The organism is Pseudomonas sp. 102515 (genome assembly GCF_031085165.1).
Taxonomy (GTDB): domain Bacteria; phylum Pseudomonadota; class Gammaproteobacteria; order Pseudomonadales; family Pseudomonadaceae; genus Chryseomonas.
In genome coordinates, this window is the sequence record NZ_JAVHTY010000035.1 from 1 (window position 1) to 223 (window position 223).

Annotated in this window: 1 protein-coding gene; it reads right to left on the reverse strand. The window is 70.4% G+C overall.

Annotated features, from left to right (window positions below):
- The coding region (locus tag RCF34_RS22870; RefSeq protein ID WP_308710170.1) for a pyridoxal-phosphate dependent enzyme at window positions 1–223 on the reverse strand (223 nt) is incomplete at both ends.

The window sequence follows — 223 nt, forward strand, 5'->3', positions numbered from 1 at the left end:
CATGACGATGATCGCCCGCACGCCCAGCTCGCGAGCCGCCAGGGACAGGCCCTGGGCGTGGTTGCCGGCGCTGGCGGTGATCACGCCACGGGCCTTCTCGCTGGCCGAGAGACTGGCCAGCTTGGTGTAGGCGCCGCGGATCTTGAAGGAAAACACCGGCTGCAGGTCTTCGCGCTTGAGCAGCACCTGGCAGCCCAGCCGCTCGGACAGCGCCCGCGCCGGT